This window comes from Bradyrhizobium sp. PMVTL-01, assembly GCF_051861855.1.
GTDB lineage: Bacteria > Pseudomonadota > Alphaproteobacteria > Rhizobiales > Xanthobacteraceae > Bradyrhizobium.
This window is the reverse complement of sequence record NZ_CP193982.1, coordinates 4,851,845-4,870,684: the sequence shown is the minus strand read 5'-3', so window position 1 is coordinate 4,870,684 and position 18,840 is coordinate 4,851,845. Positions and strand designations below refer to the sequence as shown.

Here is an 18,840-nt window from a genome sequence, read left to right as displayed (position 1 = left end):
CGACACCGGCTCCAACCTTTGTCGCCGAGAGCATGCTCAGAGTTGGGCCTGTGAGACGATTTGTCCTTGAGATGCGCTTGATTTTTGCTTGAGACCGGCCCGATCGAGATCAAAACGGCCTTACTCCTTGCATGGCGCGGTGTCACAACACCTCCGGCACGGATCCGGGGGAGCTACGGCGTCTCAAGAGGACAACCGGAACTCACATCGTGAGCCAGTGCCTCGACCTCCTATATGGTGCGACTGCAATGCGCCTTCGGCAGTTCACGCGCTAGCCCACCGCCATCCCGCCGCCGTTCAGCGCCTTCCGGATCATCTCGGCGAGCTGGTTGCGGCGATAGGGCTTTGTCAGCAGCAGCACGCCGTCGTCGAGCTTGCCGTGGTGGACGATGGCGTTGTCGGTGTAGCCAGAGGTGTAGAGCACCTTCAGCCCGGGGCGGAGCTTGGCCACCTTCTCGGCAAGCTCGCGCCCGCTGATGCCGCCGGGGATGACGACGTCGGTGAACAGCAGATCGAAGGTCTGGCCGGCTTCGATCAATTCCAGCGCCGCCCGGCTGTCGGGCGCGGCGATGGTCTTGTAGCCGAGGCTCTGCAATTGCGCGGTGACGAAGTTACGCACCAGCGAATCGTCCTCGACCACGAAAATGGTCTCGGCACCGCCCTCGGCCTGCGGCACCACATTCGCGGCCGCGTCCGGCGCGCCTTCGCCCGGCGGCAGATAGAGCTTGATCGTGGTGCCGTGGCCTTCCTCGCTGTAGATCTTGATGTGGCCGCCGGACTGCTTGACGAAGCCATAGACCATGGAGAGGCCGAGCCCGCTTCCCTTGCCGACCTCCTTGGTGGTGAAGAACGGCTCGAACGCCATCTGCTGGGTATCGGCCGACATGCCGGTGCCGGTGTCGCTGACCGCGAGCATCACATAGGGGCCGGGCCGAACCTCCGCATTGGCCTGCGCATAGGCCTCGTCGAGCACGACGCGGTGCGTCTCCAGCAGCAGCTTGCCGCCGTTGGGCATGGCGTCGCGGGCGTTGATCGCCATGTTGAGCACGGCATTGGTGAGCCGCGACGGATCGATATGGGCCGTCAGCGGCCCCTGTTCCAGTACCGTCTCGATCTGGATCTGCTCGCCGAGCGTCGGACGCAGCAATTTGGCGATGTCCGTAATTGCGGCGTTGATCTCGACGTTGCGCGGCTGCAGCGGCTGCCTGCGCGCGAACGCGAGCAGATGCTGGATCAGCTCGGCGCAGCGCTCGGCGGCATCGTCGATCAGGCGCGCCACGCGCTGCAGCTCCGGCTGCTGCTCCAGGCTCGCCACCAGCGTCTCCGTGTTGCCGGAGATGACGGTCAGCATGTTGTTGAAGTCGTGCGCGACGCCGCCGGTCAGCTTGCCGATGGCATCCAGCTTCTGCGACTGGTACAGCTGCCGCTCGGTCTCGCGCGAAGTGGTCGCGTCGTGATAGACCAGCACCGCGCCCGAGATCTCGCCTTGCCCGTCCAGCATCGGCCGGCCGCTGATCATGAGATGGCGCACCTGATTGCCGCTGTGCGGGCGGACGATCATCTCGAGGTTTTCGAACTCCTCGCCGCCGAGCACGCGTGACGACGGCATCTCCTTGGCATCCATCGGCGTCACGCCGTCGCCGTGGAAGACGTCGGACAGCGCCCGCAGATTGCCGAGGTTCATGCCGGTGCGGTGCAGCAGCATGCGCTCGGCGGCCGGGTTGGACAGAAGAACGTTGCCCTCGGTGTCGATAACGAGGACCGCCTCGGCCATGCTGCGAAAGGTGCTCTGGAGCACGTTGACCGACAGCCGCAGTTCGTCATGCGCGGTGACCAGGTGCTCGGTGCGCTCGGCGATTGCGGCCTCGAGCTGCTCCTTGGCGGCGGTGGTCTCCAGCAACGTGCTCTTGAGTGCGAACTGGGTGCGCTGGCTCTCGCGCATCACCATCACGACCAGCAGCAGGATCACCAGCGCGCCGGCGACGTCGATGCCGAGCAGCACGATGCCGGTGCGGCGCGAATCCTGGGAGCGCGCGGCGAGGAGGCGTTCCTCCTCTGCGCTCAAGCGGTCGAGATTGCCCATCACCGTGTCCATCAGGCCGCGGCCCTCGGCCTTGTCGTTGAGCGCGGCAATCCCGGCCTGGTCATTTGCGGCGCGCAGGCGCATCGCCTCGGCGGCGATCCCGATCCGGCGCAGCGCCAGCGGCTCGGTGCCCTCCAGCAGCGCGACCTGATCGGGATTGTCGCGCAGGCCGTGCTTGAGATCGGCGAGGGCCGGCGCGATCTGGCCGTGTACCGCCTCGAACTCGTCCTTGAAACCCGGACTGCGATAGAGCTCGTAGCCGCGCGCGGCGCTTTCGGCGCGGCGCAGCAGCACGCGCAGATCGGAGATCTTCTTCTGTACCTGGACGGTGTGATTGACCCATGCGGCCTCGGACCGCGACTTCACGTCGAGGGCGATCGAGGTTGCGGTGATGATCAGGAGGATTGCAAGTCCAGCACCGAGAATGACGCGCTGCGTTGGAATCAAGGGGCTTCTTTCTTGTCCTTTGCGCTCTCGCCGGCGAGACATTCCCGAATGCTGGTCAGCAGCGCTTCCGGCGTGAACGGCTTGCGCAGGCAGCGGCTTGCGCCGAGCTCCAGCGCCATGCGCAGGAAATCGGGAGAGGGCGAGGCGGACGAGGCGAAGGCATAGCCGGACATCGCGATCAGCGGGATCGCCGGCGCGCGCTCGTGAAAGATGCGGATGGATTCGAAGCCGCGCATGTGCGGCATGAAGATGTCGATCAACATCACGTCGTAGGTCTGCGACTCCAGCGCAGCCAGTCCGGTTTCGCCGCCGTCAGCCAGCGTCACGTCGAAGCCTTGACGTTGGAGGAGGACCTCGATGGTCGCGCCGACCATCGGATCGTCATCTACCACGAGGATACGCGGCATGACACTTCCCAGTAGATCGAAGTCCCCACCGGCAATGGTGATATCCGCGAATCGTGGCTCGGGTCAATTTTGGATTGGATCAGGTAGATATGCACGGTGTGGTGAATAGAGGTTCCGTTGCGTCAGATTGTACGCAAGTTGCGCCGCGACGTTCGAACACGCGAAACAGGTGACGGGTGTGACACTCGCGAAAAAGGCGCCGCATCGCTGCGACGCCTCTTCCTTCAAACATGTTCGGTCCACTTACGGGCAGGGATGACGCAGACCGTCATAGCCGAGATAGGTGCCGGAGGCCGGATCATACGATCTGTAAAGCTGCGCGCAGTAGGCTACGGAATCTCCGCCACCGTCGGGCACCACCGCGACTGATGGCTCGTCATAGTAAGTGTTGCCATAGTAGTAGGGGTCATCGTAGTACCCGCCGCCGTAATAGGCATACGAGCCGAGGCCGCCGATCGCAGCGCCCGCCGCGAAGCCGGGCCAGAAGCCGCCACCACGATGATGCCAGCGGCGGCCGCTCCAATTGCCGCTACCGCCTTGCCAGTTGCCCGCCGTCGCAACGCTGCGGGTCCCGCTGAAGGATGGCGAGACGGTAGGACGGCTCGCCATGCCGCCTACGAAAGCGCCGCCGCTCGGACGTACCGCCGTGCCGGCCGCGAAACTGCCGCCGCTCGGGCGCATCGCCGCACCGCCTCCGAAATTGCCGCCGCCGCCGTGGAAGGCCGCCCCGCCGCCACCGATCCGCGCGCCGCCACCGCCGAAGTGAGCACCACCGCCCGCTGCAGGACGATTCTGTGCGAAGCCCGGGCTCGCCAACGGAAGAACCAACGCCACCGCCGCGGCGGCACCGAGAACTTTCAGACTTTTCATGTCAAAACTCCTTTCCCGGGGAGGCAAACCCTGTGCAGGGCGTGGAGTTCCTGGGATCACGCCGGTTTGCGCGTGAGGGGAGCGTCTCACCGGACCGCTGTACCCGGCATGAACGGATCAGGTCCGATTTGCGGCGGGCGGTTCTCCGAGGCAGCCATTTGCGGCGGGTCAGGCCGCACCCGGCGAACTGGACATTTCGCCGCCCGGATGGCATCAGGACCCGACGAAGCAGGGCCCTTGCCGCATGAAACAGTTCTTTCTGAAGTTCTTCACCTGGTGGAATGGCCAGACGTTTGGCACCCAGCTCTGGACCAAGCGGTACGGAGAGCTGGTCGGCCAGGACGAGCAGGGCAACCTCTATTATCGCACCCGTGGCGGGGCGATCGATCCGACCCTTGGCTTCGAGCGGCGCTGGGTGATCTATAATGGCTATGCCGAGGCGAGCCGCATTCCGCCGGCCTGGCATGGCTGGATTCATCACGTCGTCGATACCCCGCCGACCGAGATCAACTACCAGCCTCGTGAGTGGGAAAAGCCGCACCAGCCGAATCTCACCGGCACGGCCAAGGCCTACCGGCCCTCTGGCTCGACGCTCGCCAGCGGCAAGCGTCCCAAAGCGACCGGCGACTACCAGCCCTGGACGCCCGGCTAGCTGCCTGCGATCTTCCCTCGTTCGACTGGATGCACTTGCATTCGCGCTACGCCGCTGTGGACAACGGGAACAGCGGGGATGTCGTTTGCGCGGTCGTTGCGCCGACCCGGGCGATGCGGCTCAATGATCCCATCTTGCGGAGATGGAAGACCATCGCGTTCGGTTCGGGCCACAGTTCGCGACTGTCCCGAAATGCAGCGGCCGCCGACAAGGACTCGATCGGGAGATAGGCCCCCGGTCCGGAAGGTCCGAAATCGCCCGATGTGAATGTGCAGCCGCCGTGAGACAGGAAAGGCCGCTCGGGAAACCGAGCGGCCTTTTTCTTTTGGTGCCGCGCGGCGCCCGAACCGGAGAAGGCGATTGCCGTGCTCCGCACCCCGACATGCGAGCGCAGCGAGGCAATCCAGACCGCCGGCGCAGAAAGATTCTGGATCTGTTTCGCTGCGCTCGCAATGACGATGCTGAGGCAGCTTGCCAAACTTTGCTGTCGGACCTCGCATGCCATGGCAGCAGCGCAAAGGGCGCTGCTGCGCGTCCGGACACCGAGCCGTCGTGCTCTACGACACCACCCGCTCAGCGGCACGCTTGACTGCATCAAGGCGGTAGGCCTGCAACGGTGCGATGCGCTCCTTGACGCGAGCAAGCACCTCGGCGGGCGCGGTATCGGGCGAGCCGGAATTGAAGGGCGGCGCCGGATTGTATTCGATCCCGAGCTGGATCGCCTCCGCCGTAGTGCGATCGATCAGGGTCGACACCAGCGTCAGCGCGAAATCGATGCCTGCGGTGACACCGCCGCCCGTCACGCGGTTGCGATCGACGCAGACACGCGTCTTGGTCGGCGTCGCGCCGAACTGGCTGAGCATCTCCATCGCGCTCCAATGGGTGGCGGCACGGTAGCCCTTCAAGAGGCCGGCGGCGCCGAGCGCCAGCGATCCCGTGCAGACCGAGGTGACGTATTTGGCGCCCTCGGCCTGCCGGCGCAGGAAGTCGAGCACCTGCTCGTCATTGAGCAGGTCGTCGGTGCCGCGGCCCCCGGGTACGCAGATCACGTCGAGTTGCGGGCAGTCCGCGAATGTCGTGGTCGGCGTCACGATGAGCGCGGAATCGCTGGGCACCGGCTCGATCCGCTTCCAGATCAGGTGCAGCTGGGCGCCGGGAACGGCGGAGAACACCTGCAACGGGCCGGTGAAGTCGAGCTGGGTGACGCGCGGGAACACCAAAAGACCGATCTGGAGCGGTGCCGACATGAGAACCTCCAAGGAAGAGCTTGACGGAGGCAAACTGGCATGATGCCCTTCTGTCCAAAATGGCCTAATTCCCTCACTTTCGGACATTTCGTTTGGAGCTGGCCCATGATCGGCATCCTGATCTTCCCCGACTTCCAGCTGCTCGACGCGGCAGGTCCGATCTCGGTGTTCGAGATCGCGGCGCGTGCGTCCGGCAAGCCGCTTGCGCTGCGGGTGTTGGCGGCGAAGGCGGGGCTCGTACGCAGCTCGTCGGGTGTCGAGATGATGGCGCGGGATCTCAAGTCGGCAAATGCCGTCTCGACGCTGATCATCGCGGGGGGTGCCGGCGTTGCTGAGGCCGCGCGCTGCGAGGTCACGCTGGCCTTCGTGCAACGGCTGGCCAGGCGCGGTGTACGGGTCGCCAGCGTCTGTTCGGGCGCCTTTGTGCTCGCCGAAGCGGGCCTGCTCGACGGTCGCCGCGCCACCACGCATTGGGGCCGGACGCGCGAGTTCGTCGCACGCTATCCCAAGGTGAAGTTCGAGCCGGACCAGATTTTCACCCGCGACGGCAATGTGTGGACGTCGGCGGGCATCAGCGCGGGAATCGACCTCGCGCTGGCGATGGTCACCGACGACCAGGGCGAGGAGATCGCGCAGGCGACGGCGCGGCAGCTCGTGCTGTACCACCGCCGCAGCGGCGGCCAGTCGCAGTTCTCCTCGCTGCTCGAGTTGAAGGCGCCGAACGGCCGCTTCGGCGCGCTGCTGTCCTGGGCCCGCGAAAATCTCGACGCGCCGCTCACCGTGGAGGAGCTTGCCGATCGGGCCGGGATGAGCGCGCGGCATTTTGCCCGCGCCTTCGCGGCCGAGACCGGCACGACGCCATCCAAGGCGGTCGAGCGGCTCCGGCTCGAAGTCGCCCGCGAGCGCGTGCAGTCTTCGCGCGAGGCGATCGAGCTCGTTGCGGAAACGACCGGCTTCCGCGACCCCGAGCGCATGCGCCGCGCCTTCATCCGAGCCTTCGGCCAGCCCCCGCAGGCGCTGCGGCGCGCGGCAAGGGCGGGATAGGGTGTGGACGCGTCATCCTTGAGCGCGTGCAGGAGGCGAGGTCCGCGTCGGCTCAAAGGCGGACACCGATGGTGCAGAGGCGAATATCCGCCTTCAGATGGGCAGGAGCACGATTTCCGAATAAAGCCTGTCGAGCTCGCTGGCGGCGGTCAGTGGGGAGCGGAAGCACGTGCTCATCGGAAGTACCACGCCACGTGGCCGGACCGAAAAGAGCCGCGCCTCCGCGACGAGTGCTGCCGTTCGCTGCCGGCGCAGGATCGCCAGCTTGACGCGCTCGAGATGACGCACCAGCAGAGCCGGTGCACTACAATGCAGAATATCCGAATAGGGGATTTGCCGCGGCAGAAACCGTGCCAGCACTCCCAGCCGGCTCGCTGCAGGACGACGTTCGCGGCGTTTCACCACGAGATAGGCATGATCGGGCCCGTCGATGATGACGAGTTGCAGGCAATCGTAGGGCGCGTGATCGTCGAAGATTTGCTTTTGGTGGCTGGTCAATCTATCGCGGACCACGGCTGGATCGAAGCTGATCAGCGGCCGGGTCGAGGCGAACAAGGTCTCGGCCTGCAGCAATGGCGGCATGGCGATGCGCTGCGAGTCCAGCGGTTTGAATCCCTGCGTCATGAGGGCAGCCCAGGATGACGGCTGTGGGGTGAAGCACGTATATGTGGCGTTCGCGTCATCCAGCATCGAGGCGAGCAGTGCCATGCCCCAGCCGCGGTACTGCGCGTTTACAACCCAGGAGGACAGGTTACGGACGAGGACTACCGCGTCGTTCACCTGCCGCGGGGCCGCAATGGCCCCGATGAACCCGACCAGGGCGTTGCCGTCGAAAAGCATGAAGCCGCGCCCGTGATCCGACCAGCCATGATTGAACAGGCGGCGCCATGTCGTTGCCTCGATGCGCGAGGCGCAAAACGTTTCCTCGAGAAAGTGGCAGACCGGCTCCACGTCCTCCGGGCCCACGGCACGGACATGCAGGCCCGATCGACCAAGCTGCCGGTCCGTCAGAGCCTCCGCGCCGGAGAGGACCGCGGACAGCCCTTCGATCGACGGCGCGCCCGAAAAGGCCGAAAGCGGCACCGGATGACCCGCATAGCTCTCGATCTCGAGGAGCAGGCTCACCACCGCCAGCGAGTCGGCGCCGGAGTCCAGAAGATTGTCGGACCAGCCGATGGGAGCGATGTCCAGCACGCGCTCGCAGATTGCCTGCAGGTCTTTCGGCAGCCGCTCGGCGTCGGGGATCATCCGACTGACGGCGGCCGGCTCCGGCGACGCGCTGACGGTTCGAGGCCCCCGGAGAACCGGATGGTTGCGAATGGCATCAAGGCACTCCGCGTTCTGCAGGGCATCGCGATTCCGTACAGGGCGGCCATTCACCGCATCCCGCGCTGCGAGTTCGGAACGCTTGCCGTTAAAAGTGACGGGAAGCGCCTCGACCTGCGCGATACGCGCCGGCACGAAGGCCGGCGAGCCGCAGCGTGCAAGCTTCGCGCGGATGTGCCCGGCCAGCGCCCTGTCGAGCACCACGTCTTTACGCAGTACGAGCAACAGAACCATGCGCGTGCCGCCTGGCTCGTCTTCGGCTTGTTGCTCGACCGCCATCGCCTCGACGATCTGCTCGACGTCATCGAGGATGCGGTAGATCTCCGCGGTTCCGATGCGGATGCCGCGCACATTGAGGACGCCGTCTGAACGACCGTGCAAGCGCCAGCCCCCCTGAGGCATAGCCTCGATCAGATCGCCATGTGTCCAAAAGCCGGGGTTCTGAGCAAAGTAGGCGGCGTGGAAGCGCGTGCCGTCGGCATCGCCGTGAAAGCCGAGTGGGCGCGAGGGGAAAGGATTGGCGCAGACCAGCTCGCCTATGCTTGCCTGCGGATCGTCAGGGGGCGGCAGCGAGCGGACATCGAGGCCGAGGCTGCGGCACTGTACCTCGCCGCGATGGACCGGCAGATCCGGATTGCCGAGGACGAAGCAGCCGATGATGTCGGTGCCACCCGAGATCGACTGCAGCGGGATTGACGTCTTCACCTTGCTGCTGACCCAGTCGTACTGGCGCGGATACAGGATGGAGCCGGTCGAGAGCATGGCGCGCAGGGCAGAAAGGTCGAACACTTGGCCGGGGCAGAAACCCTTCTGCTCGCAAAAGTGCAGATAGGCAGGATTGGTGCCGAAAACGGTCACGTGCTCCTCGGCAACGATCCGCCAGAACGTGTCTGCCGCCGCGAGCGGTCCGTCATAAAGGACAATCTCGGCGCCCGAAGCCAACGCGGACAGCTGCCACTTCCACATCATCCAACCACAGGATGTCTGGAAGAACAGCTTATCGCCAGGCCTGAGATCACAGTGCAGCCGGTGCTCCTTCAGATGCTCCAGCAAGGTGCCGCCGGCGCCGTGCTGGATGCATTTCGGCGGGCCCGTGGTGCCCGAAGAGAACATCGTGAACAGCGGATGGTTGAATGGATGACGGTGCCAGCCTGGCTCATCATTGCCGCCATCTTCATCACAGAGCAGGTCGGTAAGCCTGTGCAGCGGTGCCGTCTCCTCGTCGAGGTCGAGCGAGCCATCATCCAGCGCAATGATCGCCGCGAGGCTCGGCAGGCCGGCCGCCGCTTCGCGGACGCGATCGGCGACGGGGACTCCCGCATCCCATGGCTCCGCGCGAAGGCACCCGAAGAGCACCACGGGTTCGAGAGGGGCGAAGCGTGCCAGGATGGCGGGCACGCCCATGTCTGGCGCGCAGCTGGCGAAAGTCGCGCCAATGGCGGCGGTCGCCAGACACGCAATGACCGCCTCGGCATTGTTGCGTGCGATGGCCACGACGTGGTCGCCAGGGCGCACCCCGAGCCGCCGCAACGACTTCGCCAGTCGAGCAACCGTGAGGCGCAGCGCGCCACGCGTGAACCGGTCGCGGCTGCCGTTAGCGTGGCAGGCGGTCAGCGCCGGCTGGTCGGCAGTGCCGGTGAGGAGACACTCAACGTAGTTGAGACGGAGATCCGGGAAGAAGCGCGCGGTCTCGCAGGCATAACCGACGCAGACGGGCTCGGCTGCACCGTCCCGCGGCAAGTCCGACCACTCGAGGAAGAGGCGCCAGAAGCTGTGGTAGTCCTCGACCGAGAAGCGGTCCATCGCAGCGTGATCGCGCAGCTGTCGCCCCGTGCGGGCCTCGCACCATTGGCGGAAGGCAGTGAGCTGAGACTGTGCGACGCCATGCGCATCGGGACGGAACACTACTTCCTCCAACCCCGCTTTACGTAAGGCACGTGACAACCAAGCCTCTGCCAGCCACTGCGGTGCCTGAACGTCAGGATAGGCTTCGTATCCCGCGAAGAAATCATCCTGATGGGGTATATGGCGGATAGACGCAACGAGCCCCAGGTCGGCGGGAGTACTCCGTAATACCGACAGCAAGCCGCATTCCGGATTTGGTACAATCTTAGGTTGTTCGATTTGCCGCGGCCGCGCTGGCTGCGTCAGCAGCCCGCGCCGTCAGTCGCCGCGCGATCGGCGTCAGCAGATAGGGCGCAAGGTGGATCGGAAACTGCGTCAGCGCGAAATAGAGCCAGGTCCTGGCCGGCAACGCGCCGGCGGTCGCCGCCAGCATCAGGCCGAGATTGCGCTGTGACACCATCAGGCCGATCGCAAACGCACGCTCGGTCCCGGCGCGGCGGAAGATCAGTGTCGTCGCGGCGAGCAGGGTGAAATAGACCGCAAAGGCGAGCAGTGCGACGCCGATCGTGAACAGCGGATCGGCGACGAAGTCGTGCGCGAGGTCGCCCATCACGGCGGAGGCGAAGACCAGCAAAATCAGGATGTTGAAACCGTCGATCGGCCGCTTGTGGCGCCGGATCGCTTCGGCGCCGACGATCCAGCGGATCGCGGTGGCGCCAATCAGCGATATCGCGAGGATGCCGAGCAGCTTCAGGCCGAGCGTGAGCGGCGAGATGCTGAGCATGCCGTCGAGAAACAGGCTCGCGAGCAACGAGGCTGTGAACGGCACGAGCGCGGTCGCGGTGACCAGCGTGACCAGCGGAAGCGTGGCATCGAGGCCGATCAGCGCGGCGAGCGCGGGCGCTGCCATCATCGGCGAAGCCAAGGCCTGGAGCATAAGGGCGAGGAAGAGGCCGGGAGAGCTTCGGTCGAGCCCGCTGCCATGGGCGAGCAGACCGACCACCAGCGGCACGCCGATCGTGGTCCATGCCGTCGCGCCGGCGATCAGTGCGGGCCGGCGGAGATGGCCGTAGAGCGCGGCGAGATCGACCCGCATGAAGGAGATACAGAGCAGGCACAGGATCGCCTCGGTGACGTAGGGACGCAGCAGCGCGCCGAGCGGCGGCACCGCGACCGCGATGAACGCGACGGCCGCCACCGCGCGCGTGCCCTGGTCGCCGAGCCAGGTCAGGGCGCGCAGGGGGAGGGCGAAAGCGTTTCCAAGAGCGGAAGACATGCGAACGGCGTCTCAGCCCAATCCCTTCAACCACGCGCCGATCTCGCCGACGGCGACATTGGCCTGTCGCAACAGCTTGCCCATGGTGAAGAAGCCGTGGAACTGGCCGGGATAGTGCTTGTACGCGACAGGCACGCCGGCCTGCGTCAGGCGCGCGGCATATTCATCGCCCTCGTCGCGCAGGGGATCGGCGCCGGCGGTCAGCACGTAGGCCGGCGGCAGGCTCGCGAGGTCTTGCACGCGCGCCGGCGAGGCGCGCCAGTCGTGGATGTCGGCGGTGCCATTGAGATAGTGATCGCGGAACCAGCGTATCACCGAATGGGTCAGCAGAACGCTGGTCTCGGGATCGCGGTGCGAGCCGTGCGTCATTGCGAAATCGGTCGCCGGATAGATCAGCAGCTGGCCGGCGATCGCGGGGCCGCCGGCGTCGCGGGCGGCGAGCGCGACGACCGCGGCGAGATTGCCCCCGGCGCTGTCGCCGCCGATCGACAGGCGCGAGGCGTCGATGCCGAGCTCGCGCGCATGGGCGGCGATCCATCCGGTTGCGGCGATCGCGTCATCGGCGGCCGCAGGAAACTTGTGCTCGGGCGCGAGGCGGTAGTCGACCGAGATCACGATCAGCGCGCCTGAAACCGCGAGCTGGCGGCAGACGACGTCGTGGGAGTCGAGATCGCCGATCACCCAGCCGCCGCCGTGGAAGAACACCAGCGCGGGCGACAGGCCGTCGTGCCGGCGCGGCTCGTTCGGAACGTAGAGGCGGGCGGGGATCTCCCCGTGCGGCGCCGGGATCGCGAGCTCTGCGATGCGGGCGAGTTCCGGCGGCTCGGGGTTGGTGGCAAAGCGCGCCTGCAGGTAATAGGCGCGGGCCTCCGGTGCAGTCAGCGTCTCGTAGGCGGGACGGCCGGCCTCCTGGAAAGCCTTGTAGACGGCGGCGGCGTCGGGATCGAGCACAACGGGCATCGGGGGCAACCTCTGAGCTGGTTTTGGTTGGTCTATCCGGGAGGCGAATGCCCGGCTTCTTACCCGCCTTGCGCCCGGGGAGGGAGTGTACGACTATCCCATCCGGGTGCCGGTCTGGCCAGATGGCGCCGGGAAGGGCAGGGATGCCGCCCTTCCCCCGCCGTATTCGCCGTGTTAACCCGAGGGCCTGCGAGCGGCGGTATCCCCTGTAGAATGTCCAACAAGCCCGATTCGCTGTTGAAGCCGCGCGAGATGTTCAAAACCTTTACCCTGACGGGCCTTGCGGCACTTTTGGCCGCCACCGCGCTGACGGTTGCGACGCCTGTGCAGGCGCAGATCGGCACGATCTTCTCCGATCCGCCGCCGCGGCCGCCGGGCAGCATTCCGCGCGGCCAGCCGCAGCCTCAGATCCCTGATGACGACGAGGAGGTCCCCGAACTCCCGCCGCAGGGCCGCGTGCTGCCGTCGCGCCCCATGGCACCGCCGCCGGGCCGGCAGGGGAACGTCATGCCGGGACCGGTCGAGACCCAGCCTCTGGCACCGCCACCGGGCTCCACCGTCGCTCCGCCCAACCAGCCGCCCTCCGCCGCGATCGCTCCGCCCAGTCCGCAAGGCGCCCCGGGTGCGCCCGGTCAGCGCCAGCCGCAGCAGAAAGGCGGGCCGGGCGGCGCCGTGCCGCAGACGCCGGCGAGCCTGCAGCCGGGCGACGAGGTCGTGACCGAGCCGCCGGCCCAGAAGATCGTGAACAAGAAGGCGACCTTCTCCGGCCTCGACAAGATCACCGGGCGCATCATTAATTTCGACGAGGAGATCGGCGAGACCGTCCAGTTCGGCGCGCTGCGGGTGAAGACCGACGCCTGCTACACCCGGCCGGCGACGGAAGCCGCCAATACCGATGCCTTCGTCGAGGTCGACGAGATCACTTTGCAGGGCGAGGTGAAGCGGATCTTCTCAGGCTGGATGTATGCCGCAAGCCCTGGCCTGCACGGCGTCGAGCATCCGATCTACGACATTTGGCTGACCGACTGCAAAGAGCCGCAGCAGACCATTGCGACCGCGGCGCCCGATCCTGCGAACAAGCCCGCACCGCCGCCGCCACCTCCCGCGCAGAAGAAGGCCGCGCCCAAGCAGGCGGTGCAGCAGCGTCCGCCGCAGCCGTTGCCGCCACCGCCGCAGCAGCAGCCGGCGCCGCCGCCTCCGCAGCCGGAGCAGCGGCCGGGTCTGTTCGGTCTTCCCGGGTTCGGCCGCTAAGGCGCGACGAGATCGGGATGAATCTCATCGCGCTTCAGGTTGTTGTATGCGCATGATCATTTCGGAAAACCGCTACGCACTTTTCCGGATCATGCTTTAGGCGAGCTATCGATTATTGTCGCGAGGCGATGATCTCGAGCGCGCGTGCGCCCGGGATGGCGTCGCCGGACGAGAGCCTCAGGAAGTCGCCGGGATCACCAGCGAGCGCCTTGTCGAGCAGCGCAGTGTAGCGCCGCCGCGAAATCTCGACCGCACCAAAGCTCTTCAGATGCTCGGTGACGTATTGCGTGTCGAGCAGCTCGAAGCCGCCATGGATCAGCCGCGCCACCAGATGCACCAGCGCGACCTTCGAGGCATCGCGCGCGGTGTGAAACATGCTCTCGCCGAAGAAGGCGCGTCCCAGGCTCACGCCGTAGAGCCCGCCGACGAGCTCGTCGCCCTGCCAGGCTTCGACGCTGTGGCAATGGCCGAGCTCGAACAGGCCGCCATAGAGATCGCGGATGCGCTTGTTGATCCAGGTGTCCTCGCGCCCCGCCTGCGGCGCGGCACAGCCGGCGATCGTGGCCTTGAACGCGGTATTGACGGTGACGCGAAAAGCATCCGAACGCACGGTGCGTGCAAGCCGCGAGGCCACGCGAAAACCGTCGAGCGGGATGACGCCGCGCAGCTCCGGCTCGACCCAGAACAGGGTTGGATCGTCGGCGCTTTCGGCCATGGGAAAGATGCCGCAGGCATAGGCGCGCAGCAGCACGGCCGGCGTGATCTCAGACGAGGCGGAATCGCGCGAAGTCATGGCTTGCGACAATAGCAGGATCGCAAAGCGGTTGCGATGGGGGGCGACTCAGCTCGCGGCGGCGCTGTTGGCCTTGTCCGGCGCGGCGGGGGTACGCTGGAACCGCAGCACGATGCGGGTTCCGGAATGGGTGGGGTCGCGCTCGACCGAGGCGTCGAGCTTGGTCGCCATGGCCGCGACGATGCGCTGGCCCATACCGGTGGAGCGCGGGTCGGCCTTGACGTTGTCGCCGACGCCGTCGTCGGCGATCGTCAGCAGGAGATCCTCGCCCTGCGAGGTCAGCTCGACATGGATCGGGCCGGCGCCGTCGGGATAGGCGTATTTCACCGCGTTCATCACCAGCTCGTTGACGATGATGCCGACGGCGACCGCGCGGTCCGGGTCGATCTCGATCGGCTCGGCCGTCAGTGTCAGGCGCGACATCCGGTTACCTTCGGCCGAGCGGCGCAGATCCTCGAGCAGCGAATCCAGATACTGGTTCATGACCACGCTCTTCAGGTCCTGCGAGGTGTAGAGGCGGCGGTGCACCTGCGCGACCGCAGCGACGCGGCCCATGGCGTTGGTCAGCGCGGCCTTGACCTCTTCCTGCGTGGCGGAGCTGGCCTGCAGGTGCAGCAGCGAGGCGATGATCTGGAGCGAGTTGCCGACGCGGTGATTGACCTCGCGAAGCAGGAGCTCGCGTTCGGCGGCCAGCGCGGCGTAGCGGTCGCGCGAGGCATGAATCTCGGCTTCCGCTTCCTCGCGTGCCTTCTGCAGCTCGGCCTGGCGCAGCGCGCCCTCGACCGCGACGTGGAGCAGGGGGATGAAGTCGCCCTTGACGTCCTTGACGAGATAGTCGGCCGCACCCGCCTTCAGCGCCGTGACCGCGATGCTTGAGTCTTGCGAGGCCGTGACGAACACCACGGGAGGGGCGTCCGGAATCGCCATGATCTGCTCGAGGGTGTCGAGGCCGTCGAGACCCGGCATGTACTGGTCGAGCGCCACGACGTCGATGCACCCACTGGCTCCCGCGCGGCGGATGTGCTCGAGGCCTTCCTCGCCGCTGGCGGCATGGACGACCCTGTAGCCGCGCCGCGTCAGGCCGCGTTCGACCAGGCGCGCCAGCGCTTCGTCGTCGTCGATATACAGCAGTGTCGGCGTTCGCTGTTTCATGGGGTGGCAGGCGGGACCTGGATGACCGAGAAGAACAGCCCGAGCTGCCGGATGGCGTTGGCAAAATTCTCGTAATTGACGGGTTTGGTGATGTAGACGTTGCAGCCGAGCTCGTAGCAGCGCTTGATCTCCTGGGAATCGTCGGTGGTCGTGAGCACGACCACCGGTGAGGCCTTGAGATATCTGTTTTCCTTGATCTGCTTCAGGATGTCGATCCCGCTCATGTCGGGCAGGTTGAGGTCGAGCAGGATCAAGAGGGCATTGCCCTTCTGGGAAAGCCCGCTGCCGTCGGCGCCGAACAGGTGCCTCATCGCGTCGGTGCCGTTGGCGAACGAGACGATCTCGTTGTTGACGCCGGAGCGGCGGATATTGCGCTCGATGAGGCGGGCGTGCCCCTCGTCGTCCTCGATCATGATGATGGTGACTGGCTGCGTCATCGATCTGCGTTCCGGGTGCTGGCGTTCCAGGCGAGGGGCAGCGTGATGGTGAACGTGCTGCCCGCGTTGAGTTCCGACGATACCGACATGGTGCCGCCGAGACGGCGCACAAGTGCACGCACATGTGCAAGGCCTATGCCCTGTCCCGGCTTGTCCTGGGTTCCCGCACGGCGGAACAGGTCGAATATCCGCTGATGGTCCTTCGGATCGATGCCGCGGCCGTTGTCGCTGATCTCGAAGATGGCGTAGCCGAGCTTGGTCCGCCCGCGAATTCTGATCTCGCCGGGCACACCGTTCTTCAGGTACTTGATCGCGTTGTCGATCAGGTTGGAGAAGATCTGCTCCAGCGCAAGGCGGTCGCTGACGATGTCGGGCAGCGGCTCGACGTGGATCTCGGCTTGCGCTTCCGCGGCCTGATGCGCCAGCGTCGAGACGATGGCCTCGACGAAATCACGCATGTCGATCTTCTCCGGCTGGAATTCACGCCGGCCCTCGCGGGTGAGGTTGAGGATCGCCGAGATCAGCCGGTCCATCTTGGCGATCGACGATTTGATGAAGCCGAGCGCCTCGGCAAAATCTTCGGAAAGCTGCCTGTCTGGACTTTCGAGCACGATCTCGTCGGTGGGGCCGGCCACCAGAGGCGGTCCGTCGGCCGGGACGTGGGTGAGGCTGCTGACGCGGCGGAAGATGTCGCCGCCGAGCTCTTCGAGCTCGCTGGTGAAGCCCATGATGTTGACGAGCGGCGAGCGCAGATCGTGGCTCACGATATAGGCAAAGCGCTGAATCTCGTTGTTGGCCTCGCGCAGGTCAGCCGTGCGTTCGTCGACGAGGGCCTCCAGATTGGCGTAGGCATCGCGCAGACGGGTCTCGGCCTCGTCGCGCATGCGCGCCGAGCGCCGCAGCAGCCAGATCGAGATCAGCGCCAGCACCACCACGAGGCCCGAGCCGATCCCGGTGAGGGAGGCGGCCAGCGTCTGGCTGCGGTCGGCATTGACGGATCGCTGCCGGAATAGCCGTTCCTCTTCGCGGATCATCGCGTTGCCGAGATTGGTGATCGTGGTGGTGGTGTTGCCTGCAGCGGCCTCGCGCACGAGAGCCTTGGCATTGTCGAACTGGCCCTGTTGGACGAAATCCATCTCGCGCGCGAACTGGTCGAGCCGGACCTCGATCGCGGCACTCAGCTTCTCGACGTTGTCGCGCTGCACCGGACTGTCGCCGATCTGGCGCGTGAGCTTGTCGAGCGCGGGCACGATGGCTGCGACGGCCCTCTCATGCTCCGACTGGAAATCCGGTCCCTGCGTCAGGAGAAAGCCGCGCGCGCCGCTCTCGGCGCGCCGGATCTCGAGCAACAGCGCGTTGACCTGGTTCTCCACCTCGATGGTGTGGACCACCCATTTGCTGTCGTCTCTCGCCTTGTTGACGAGGTAGACGGAGCCGGCGCTGATCACGGTCAGCACCAAAAGGCCCGCTGCGAACAGCAGGACCTGCCAAAATGCGCGCCGCCGCTGCGCCTCAGCCGTCACGACGGTGTCGCCCAGTCGAGATCAAAGGAAATCCAAGGCCCCTTTCCAAACAGCTACCAGCTGCTCAAAACGCCCGCGAGGGCAACGGGTTCCCGGCGCCGCCGGATTTATTTGGCGGCGGGTTCCGCCTTGCCGGCCAGATACTGTTCCAGCCAGTGGATGTGGTAGTCGCCGTTGATGATGTCGTCCTCGCGCACCAATGCGCGGAACAGCGGCAGCGTGGTCTCGATGCCTTCCACCACCATCTCGTCCAGGGCCCGGCGCAGCCGCATCAGGCATTCGGCGCGCGTCTTGCCGTGCACGATCAGCTTGCCGACGAGCGAGTCGTAATAAGGCGGAATCGTGTAGCCCTGATAGACCGCTGAATCGATCCGGACGCCGAGGCCGCCGGGCGGGTGATATTGCTGGATCCGGCCGGGCGAGGGGCGGAAAGTCTGCGGGTTCTCGGCATTGATGCGGCACTCGATCGCGTGGCCGATGACCTGGACTTCCTCCTGCTTCGCCGGCAGATCGCCGCCGGCGGCGATGCGGATCTGCTCCAGCACGAGATCGATATCGGTGATGCTCTCGGTGACGGGATGCTCGACCTGGATACGCGTGTTCATCTCGATGAAGTAGAACTCGCCGTCCTCGTACAGGAATTCGATGGTGCCGACGCCGAGATATTTCATCTCGCGCATCGCTTTGGCGCAGGTCTCGCCGATCTTGGCGCGCGCGGCGGCGGCCAGTACCGGCGAGGGGCCTTCCTCCCAGACCTTCTGGTGGCGGCGTTGCAGCGAGCAGTCGCGCTCGCCGAGATGGATCGCGCCGCCACGGCCGTCGCCGAGGATCTGGATCTCGATATGGCGCGGCTTCTGGAGGTATTTTTCCAGGTAGACGGAGGCGTCGCCAAAAGCGGATTTGGCCTCGTTGGCCGCCGTCGACAGCGCCAGCTGGAGGTCGGCCTCGCTGTGGGCGACCTTCATGCCGCGGCCGCCGCCGCCCGCCGCGGCCTTCACCAGCACGGGAAAGCCGATCTTCTTCGCGATCGCCATGGCGTCATCGTCGGGGCCGACCGCGCCGTCGGAGCCGGGCACCACGGGGATGCCGAGCCTCTTGGCGGTCTTCTTGGCCTCGATCTTGTCGCCCATCAGGCGGATGTGCTCGGCCTTCGGACCGATGAAATGCAGATTGTGCTCGGAGAGGATCTCCGCGAAGCGCGCGTTCTCGGACAGGAAGCCGTAGCCGGGATGCACCGCATCGGCGCCGGTGATCTCGCAAGCCGCGAGCAGCGCAGGCACGTTGAGATAGCTGTCCTTGGACGCCGGCGGCCCGATGCAGACGCTCTCGTCCGACAGGCGCACATGCATGGCGTCGGCATCGGCGGTCGAGTGCACGGCCACGGTCGCGATCCCGAGCTCCTTGCAGGCCCTGAGGATGCGAAGGGCGATCTCGCCGCGATTGGCTATGAGGATCTTGTCGAACATGGTGCCCTTGAGGGACTGGCGCGCGGAAGGCGGTGAGGGCGGGGCTGGCCGCCCTCCACAA

Annotated in this window: 16 protein-coding genes; 3 read left to right on the top strand and 13 right to left on the bottom strand. The window is 66.1% G+C overall.

The features are described 5' to 3' along the window. Positions 1-271: 271 nt before the first annotated feature. The 3 genes from ACRQ5Q_RS23635 to ACRQ5Q_RS23625 form a co-directional block, all read right to left on the bottom strand. Positions 272-2,530 (bottom strand): CHASE3 domain-containing protein, encoded by a 2,259-nt coding sequence (locus tag ACRQ5Q_RS23635; protein ID WP_439392481.1) that lies wholly within the window; start codon positions 2,528-2,530, stop codon positions 272-274. Continuing rightward, complete coding sequence (locus tag ACRQ5Q_RS23630; RefSeq protein WP_439375219.1) at positions 2,527-2,937, bottom strand: response regulator; 411 nt, start codon at positions 2,935-2,937, stop codon at positions 2,527-2,529. The genes ACRQ5Q_RS23635 and ACRQ5Q_RS23630 overlap by 4 nt, the downstream gene beginning before the upstream one ends. Positions 2,938-3,180: 243 nt before the next feature. Next, complete coding sequence (locus ACRQ5Q_RS23625; RefSeq protein WP_439375220.1) at positions 3,181-3,807, bottom strand: BA14K family protein; 627 nt, start codon at positions 3,805-3,807, stop codon at positions 3,181-3,183. Positions 3,808-4,051: 244 nt separating this feature from the next. Between ACRQ5Q_RS23625 and ACRQ5Q_RS23620 the strand changes: the two genes are divergently transcribed. After that, positions 4,052-4,459 carry an NADH:ubiquinone oxidoreductase subunit NDUFA12 gene (locus ACRQ5Q_RS23620; protein WP_439392480.1) on the top strand — a complete coding sequence of 136 codons (408 nt, stop codon included), beginning with the start codon at positions 4,052-4,054 and terminating at the stop codon, positions 4,457-4,459. A 46-nt stretch (positions 4,460-4,505) separates the two neighbouring features. Here the strand turns inward: ACRQ5Q_RS23620 and ACRQ5Q_RS23615 are convergent, their stop codons facing one another. Continuing rightward, positions 4,506-4,964 (bottom strand): hypothetical protein, encoded by a 459-nt coding sequence (locus tag ACRQ5Q_RS23615; protein WP_439392479.1) that lies wholly within the window; start codon positions 4,962-4,964, stop codon positions 4,506-4,508. A gap of 52 nt (positions 4,965-5,016) precedes the next feature. After that, entirely contained in the window at positions 5,017-5,706 is a 690-nt protein-coding gene (locus ACRQ5Q_RS23610) for a DJ-1/PfpI family protein (protein ID WP_439375223.1), read from the bottom strand. A gap of 105 nt (positions 5,707-5,811) precedes the next feature. On the opposite strand from ACRQ5Q_RS23610, the gene ACRQ5Q_RS23605 reads away from it, so the two are divergent. Next, complete coding sequence (locus ACRQ5Q_RS23605; protein ID WP_439375224.1) at positions 5,812-6,750, top strand: GlxA family transcriptional regulator; 939 nt, start codon at positions 5,812-5,814, stop codon at positions 6,748-6,750. Positions 6,751-6,843: 93 nt separating this feature from the next. Here the strand turns inward: ACRQ5Q_RS23605 and ACRQ5Q_RS23600 are convergent, their stop codons facing one another. The 3 genes from ACRQ5Q_RS23600 to ACRQ5Q_RS23590 all read right to left on the bottom strand — a co-directional run bounded on the left by ACRQ5Q_RS23600 (position 6,844) and on the right by ACRQ5Q_RS23590 (position 12,157). Next, positions 6,844-9,981, bottom strand: coding sequence for an acetoacetate--CoA ligase (locus ACRQ5Q_RS23600; RefSeq protein WP_439392478.1), 3,138 nt, complete (start codon positions 9,979-9,981; stop codon positions 6,844-6,846). A 205-nt stretch (positions 9,982-10,186) separates the two neighbouring features. Further along, the gene (locus ACRQ5Q_RS23595; RefSeq protein ID WP_439392477.1) at positions 10,187-11,197 is read right to left on the bottom strand and encodes a Na+-dependent transporter; all 1,011 of its coding nucleotides are present in this window, start codon (positions 11,195-11,197) and stop codon (positions 10,187-10,189) included. Between the two features lie 12 nt (positions 11,198-11,209). Continuing rightward, on the bottom strand, positions 11,210-12,157 hold the full coding sequence (locus ACRQ5Q_RS23590; protein ID WP_439392476.1) for an alpha/beta hydrolase: 948 nt from the start codon (positions 12,155-12,157) through the stop codon (positions 11,210-11,212). A 213-nt stretch (positions 12,158-12,370) separates the two neighbouring features. On the opposite strand from ACRQ5Q_RS23590, the gene ACRQ5Q_RS23585 reads away from it, so the two are divergent. Further along, positions 12,371-13,408, top strand: coding sequence for a DUF2155 domain-containing protein (locus ACRQ5Q_RS23585; RefSeq protein ID WP_439392475.1), 1,038 nt, complete (start codon positions 12,371-12,373; stop codon positions 13,406-13,408). Positions 13,409-13,520: 112 nt separating this feature from the next. Here the strand turns inward: ACRQ5Q_RS23585 and aat are convergent, their stop codons facing one another. The 5 genes from aat to accC form a co-directional block, all read right to left on the bottom strand. Next, positions 13,521-14,201, bottom strand: coding sequence for a leucyl/phenylalanyl-tRNA--protein transferase (gene aat / locus ACRQ5Q_RS23580; RefSeq protein ID WP_439375229.1), 681 nt, complete (start codon positions 14,199-14,201; stop codon positions 13,521-13,523). 48 nt (positions 14,202-14,249) lie between these two features. Next, positions 14,250-15,353, bottom strand: coding sequence for a sensor histidine kinase (locus tag ACRQ5Q_RS23575; protein WP_439375230.1), 1,104 nt, complete (start codon positions 15,351-15,353; stop codon positions 14,250-14,252). Continuing rightward, positions 15,350-15,790: a response regulator gene (locus tag ACRQ5Q_RS23570; RefSeq protein ID WP_439392474.1), complete on the bottom strand. Its 441-nt coding sequence runs from the start codon at positions 15,788-15,790 to the stop codon at positions 15,350-15,352. The genes ACRQ5Q_RS23575 and ACRQ5Q_RS23570 overlap by 4 nt, the downstream gene beginning before the upstream one ends. Next, entirely contained in the window at positions 15,787-17,313 is a 1,527-nt protein-coding gene (locus ACRQ5Q_RS23565; RefSeq protein ID WP_439392473.1) for a sensor histidine kinase, read from the bottom strand. Before ACRQ5Q_RS23565 ends, ACRQ5Q_RS23570 begins: the two co-directional genes overlap by 4 nt. Before the next feature lie 107 nt (positions 17,314-17,420). Continuing rightward, complete coding sequence (gene accC, locus ACRQ5Q_RS23560; protein ID WP_439375233.1) at positions 17,421-18,779, bottom strand: acetyl-CoA carboxylase biotin carboxylase subunit; 1,359 nt, start codon at positions 18,777-18,779, stop codon at positions 17,421-17,423. Positions 18,780-18,840: the final 61 nt, after the last annotated feature.